Source organism: Anaerovibrio sp., from assembly GCF_045637405.1.
In the GTDB taxonomy this organism is placed as follows: Bacteria; Bacillota; Negativicutes; order Selenomonadales; family Selenomonadaceae; genus Anaerovibrio.
Genome location: NZ_JAZTZI010000140.1, coordinates 1 through 4,830, shown reverse-complemented (window position 1 = coordinate 4,830; position 4,830 = coordinate 1). Strand labels below are relative to the sequence as shown.

Below are 4,830 nucleotides of genomic sequence, written 5' to 3'. Positions count from 1 at the left end.
GGATTTTCATATTTTTCCATCAAATCATGATAACAAGCCTTCCGCATAACCGTAATATGAATCTTTTTCATCCTCTAATACTCCCAACAACAAGGGGAGACGACAGCATTATGACCATCGCTCCCCTTAAATTATCCAGCATCCACACTGGACTTCTTAGTTATAAATTTTCTATCAACCGGCTTTGTTAGACCATTGTGTATTAGTATGGGATTTCCAGTTATACTTCTTATGATATTCCGGAATTCCCGCATTTTTTAAAATATAGTTATAGTGCACGATTCCATACGCTGGAACCTTCTGCTCTACATAGTGACGGATACCTACTCCCGCCCACATCTGTTGTTTATTTGTGGCTGTAATGGTAAGGTCAAGATCAACCCACTTTACATAACCAGTAGAATCTCCATCATTGGTAAAATGTCCCTCAATGGTGGCCTGCCCAGGGGAATATAACCGTACATGGTCCACATGATAGCGTATCTTCGCCTTGGCCTCAGCCGACGGAGAAAAGCTCATTACGCATAGTAACGATAGCGCAAAAAATGCCAATAACCCTACAAATAAGCGTTTTTTCATTGGTACCCTCCTTTTAAATCCCAGCCATTATTTCAAAAATTCCATGTCCTGACCGGCTTTATCCTTGTTGTCGTACCACTTCAGCACGCCATCACGAAGAACAAGCTCGCAGCTTCCGTCATCATATACATTAACATCTGACTCCTTGCCATTATCATATACGATAGCATCGGTGCACAAGCCGTTGCCAGGACATACAAGAATAGCACTGTCCTTGTCGTAGCGGCAAGAATAAGTCCATACCCTGTGCTCAGCTGCACTACTTGCCCAGCTGATGTCTGCAGTATATCTATTGTCTTCCTTGTTAATTACGATGGTGCAACGGCCACAGCCCCATACCCCAAGATAACTCTCTGGGGTTATACCTTCGGTCTTGCCGGAATACTCGTAATTGTCAAAACGAATAAAATGCAGGGCACCATCCTGGCCGGACCAAAGATCCTTTTGAAGAGTACCATCCACATCATTCTTTGGGAACATGGCCCAGTTTTTCCCATCAACCTCATCAAAGGAGTACCATGGGGAATATGTGCCATCCGGATGCTCTTCAGCAATTACCTGTACTGTACCACCGGAAGCTCCGCCTCCCCTGTAGACCAGCTCATAGGTGTAATCCGGATTTACCCTTAAAACTCTTGAGTCAAGGGTATCTCCCTCCCTCCACGTACCAATGATTGCCTGAATACTGGTGTCAACCTTGCTCATTTCCACCCCTGCTGAAGCCATTGGAGTTTTTCCGTATACCAATGCAATACAAAGGGCCAGCATCAATACAACCATGTACTTAAGAAATCCACTAACTTTCACGCAAATCCCTCCTATTCATTTTTCCAGCCCAACACAGCAGAAACGCCTTTTGCACCCCTGGCCCCCCATTATAGGTACACACATTATAAAAAATTGTTCATAATCCCACAATAGAACTATAAAACTATTTTGAATTTTTAGAATATTTTAATATAACACTGTTCATTTACTTACTTAGATTAAGTTGTTTTTTCGTCCGAAAAAATGTAAGATTTATGTACTGTAAAAAATAAGTTAGAAGGTAATATGTATGTTATTTGTTTCCATGCTGATAATGGGTATGATAATCGGCTTTATTGGAATGGGGGGAGCTGGCATTACCATTGCTTTACTCACCGTAGGCTTTGGAGTACCTATACATACCGCTCTTGCTGTGGCACTTTCCGCTATGGTCTTTACCACCATGTCAGGGGCATTCAGCCACTTCAAGGAAGGAAATGTTATTCCCAAAACCGGTGCCGTACTAGGTATCAGCGGTATGGTAGGTGCCTTTATGGGCGCCAATATATCTAATATTATTCCCTCCGATATATTAGGGAAAATGTCCGGCTCCATCATGGTACTGTCCGCAGTGCTCCTTTACACCAAGGTTTATCAGCCACAATGGCTTAATAAGCATTTTCCACCCCGGGAAGGACTTCTTGATGGCCACAAGCTATACATCTATGGAAGTATCGCCGGCTGTGTGAATGGCCTTATTTCCGGTGCCTTTGGTATCGGAGCAGCTGCCTTTATACAGTTGACTCTTATGATACTCTTTGGAGTTCCCGTACTATACGCCATTGGCACCTGCATGATGGTAATTCTCCCCATCTCCATTGCAGGGGGCTTTGGCTACTTCTTAAACGGCCAACTGGATTTGTGGATTTTTATCCAGACCTTGGTAGGACAGGCAGTAGGCGCATATTTAGGTGCAAAGCTCACCCGTTTGGCACCCCGCCCAATATTAAAATTCTTTATGGTGGCCATGTCCACCTCCGGTGGTCTGGTAATGCTACTGCTATACTGATTTTCTATCCCGACAATATACAAATATGATATGTTAAAAAGCAGAGCACCACAGCTCTGCTTTTTTTAATATATGCTATTGATGAAAATATCAGGTGATTATCATCTAACGAAATTAGTCGGCTGCCATTCTTCCTGTTCCGGTAAACCAAATTTTTCCTTCCCAAGGGCAATGCTCTTCATCAAAAATGCCATATTTCTGCCTAATGTACGCATGGTCTGCAAGCCTTCACCATCCTGCTCTGCCTCTCCCTTTCCGGTACCATGGACACTATTCCAATATTGGCTGGAAACTACAGGCATACCACAAATAGTAAAATATTTGTTAAGCGCATCAAAGGTTGCCGAGCAACCGCCCCGGCGAGCCACAGCTATTCCGGCCCCCACCTTCATGGTCTTATCAAATTTACAGCTCATAAACAAACGGTCCAAAAATGAAAGAACTGTACCGTTAGGTGAAGCATAATACACAGGTGTTGCAACCACCAGACCATCAGCTTCCTCAAACTTCGGGGCCAGCTGATTCACCTCATCATCAAAAACGCATTTTTTGTTCTCTGCACAGGAATAACAGCCTATACAGCCTCTTATTGCCTTATTGCCGATCTGCACAACCTCTGATTCGATACCTTCATTCTTAAGGGTTTTCACCAGCTCATTTACTGCCACAGTTGTATTACCACCAACACGAGGGCTTCCGTTAATAATAAGAACTTTCATGTTAAAACTCTCCTTCAATTCACCTTACATAATAATTTGCTGAACACACAACTATACTTTTTATATATTCGCCAAAGCATAACCATTATCCTGCTAGAGCATAGATTACTCTATAGACGATAAGTCCCAAAACAATTCGACATATATAAGCTCCTATGTTATACTTTCCTTTGTGCAATTAAGTATAGTTAGGAGTTTTTTCTTATGACACGATCTGAATGGGTAATAAAGCAACTAAAATCATGGCAAAACATTTCCAGTGTTTTGTCCCTTTTGGGATTTCTGACATATCTGTTCGTCTTTAATTACCATCCAACCACTGTAGTTATTTTCTTTGCCCTTTTCTTTTTGGCCACTGCCTGGCGTATGTTGGCGATGATGCTTGTTTTTTCCATTATAGCATTCGCCATAGTGTCACTACTGCCCTTTTTGGCACCGGTGGCTTTTATCATCATGCTGGGATTATTTTTGGCCCGAATTGGCTTTGTGCTGAAAAACTGGCGTGCTGTTATTTCCGGTCTTTTAGTCTACGGCCTTGCCTATACCCTATATGATGAAAACAGCTTTATTTTTATTGATCCTATATATAAGGCTGCGGGATACCTTATAACCTCCGTCCCTACCACATGGCTTGGAAGTCTTCAGCTTGATTTGTTTTACGCATGCTTTCAGCTAACTTTTACCGCCTGCGTCATTGCCTTCTTTTTTCAATTCTTGCTATATTGGCAATACCGGAATGGTTATACTGCAACTGGAGCATTGAATATTATGGGCAGTATTCCTCTTGTTATTATTGCTCTCATTTTGCCTTTCCTGAAGCTGGTATCAGCTGATGGCATGATTGATGGTGGCACTGGCGGAGATTACATGCATCAGGGTGATTTTGCACCGGAAGGTGAGGTTGTTCATGATACAGCCATTACCCATGATAGCTATATAAGCCATGAAGGATATGCCGGACACGACGGATATATAAATAACGAAGGATATGTTAAAGCACCTAGCGGCTATCATCATGTAAACGGATATGAACGCCTCTCCCCTACAGGAGAGATTGAACACGTAAACGGATATATCCGTTCCAATCCTGACGGCATTGTGGAAAATAATCTTTCTTATCACGGACAACATGGTTACAACGGGGAATCCGGCGCACCAGGTTATCAGGGTGAAGGCAGCTATGGCGATGTTCAAACAATAGACGCTGAACCGGTTGCTGAAAGTCTTCCTTATGTAATGGTCAATAACACCTACAGCTCAAAACTGGAAAGCTTCTTTGGATTTTTTAGTCCTAAAAGACATATTTTCCTCACCCTTATTGCAGGCTTCTTCTCCATGAGCATTCTGCTGGCAGGTGCCCTCTACTCATATTTTTTATATGCTTCAATGTAAATTTCAAGAATACAGTAATGTAAAAAGACCTCCATTGCTAATATGGAGGTCTCAGACCGTAGACATACAGTCCTTCTAGTTATCCACTAACTAGGTAGGACTGTATTTTTTATGCGTATTTTTGTTGCCAGATAGGAATTATTCTTAAATTCCAGGACAAGTTTTGTAATAAAGCGACAATATTTGGTGAGAGCGTGCCGGCCCTCTTCTTCCAAAGAGTAAGTTTTTTCAAATTCATGCACGCAAAAGTAAGCGTCACCTGCATTTTAATTTTTGCTAGGCCACGCATTGTAGCATATCTTAATCCATGTTTTTCCTTTGCAT

6 protein-coding genes are annotated in these 4,830 nt (G+C 42.2%); 2 read left to right on the top strand and 4 right to left on the bottom strand.

Features of this window, described 5'->3' with window-relative positions:
- Positions 1-174: 174 nt before the first annotated feature.
- On the bottom strand, positions 175-579 hold the full coding sequence (locus tag ACKI5G_RS09985) for a hypothetical protein (RefSeq protein WP_407399981.1): 405 nt from the start codon (positions 577-579) through the stop codon (positions 175-177).
- Between the two features lie 27 nt (positions 580-606).
- Positions 607-1,386: a hypothetical protein gene (locus ACKI5G_RS09980; RefSeq protein ID WP_407399979.1), complete on the bottom strand. Its 780-nt coding sequence runs from the start codon at positions 1,384-1,386 to the stop codon at positions 607-609.
- 250 nt (positions 1,387-1,636) lie between these two features.
- Between ACKI5G_RS09980 and ACKI5G_RS09975 the strand changes: the two genes are divergently transcribed.
- Positions 1,637-2,395 carry a sulfite exporter TauE/SafE family protein gene (locus tag ACKI5G_RS09975; RefSeq protein ID WP_407399977.1) on the top strand — a complete coding sequence of 253 codons (759 nt, stop codon included), beginning with the start codon at positions 1,637-1,639 and terminating at the stop codon, positions 2,393-2,395.
- 101 nt (positions 2,396-2,496) lie between these two features.
- Here the strand turns inward: ACKI5G_RS09975 and ACKI5G_RS09970 are convergent, their stop codons facing one another.
- Positions 2,497-3,114, bottom strand: coding sequence for a flavodoxin family protein (locus ACKI5G_RS09970; RefSeq protein ID WP_407399975.1), 618 nt, complete (start codon positions 3,112-3,114; stop codon positions 2,497-2,499).
- Positions 3,115-3,318: 204 nt separating this feature from the next.
- Here ACKI5G_RS09970 and ACKI5G_RS09965 point away from each other — a divergent pair, with 204 nt between their 5' ends.
- Positions 3,319-4,506, top strand: a complete 1,188-nt coding sequence (locus ACKI5G_RS09965) for a hypothetical protein (protein ID WP_407399973.1) — start codon at positions 3,319-3,321, stop codon at positions 4,504-4,506.
- Positions 4,507-4,615: 109 nt separating this feature from the next.
- On the opposite strand, the gene ACKI5G_RS09960 is transcribed toward ACKI5G_RS09965, so the two are convergent.
- A partial coding sequence (locus ACKI5G_RS09960) for a transposase (protein WP_407399971.1) occupies positions 4,616-4,830 on the bottom strand: 215 nt, incomplete at its 5' end.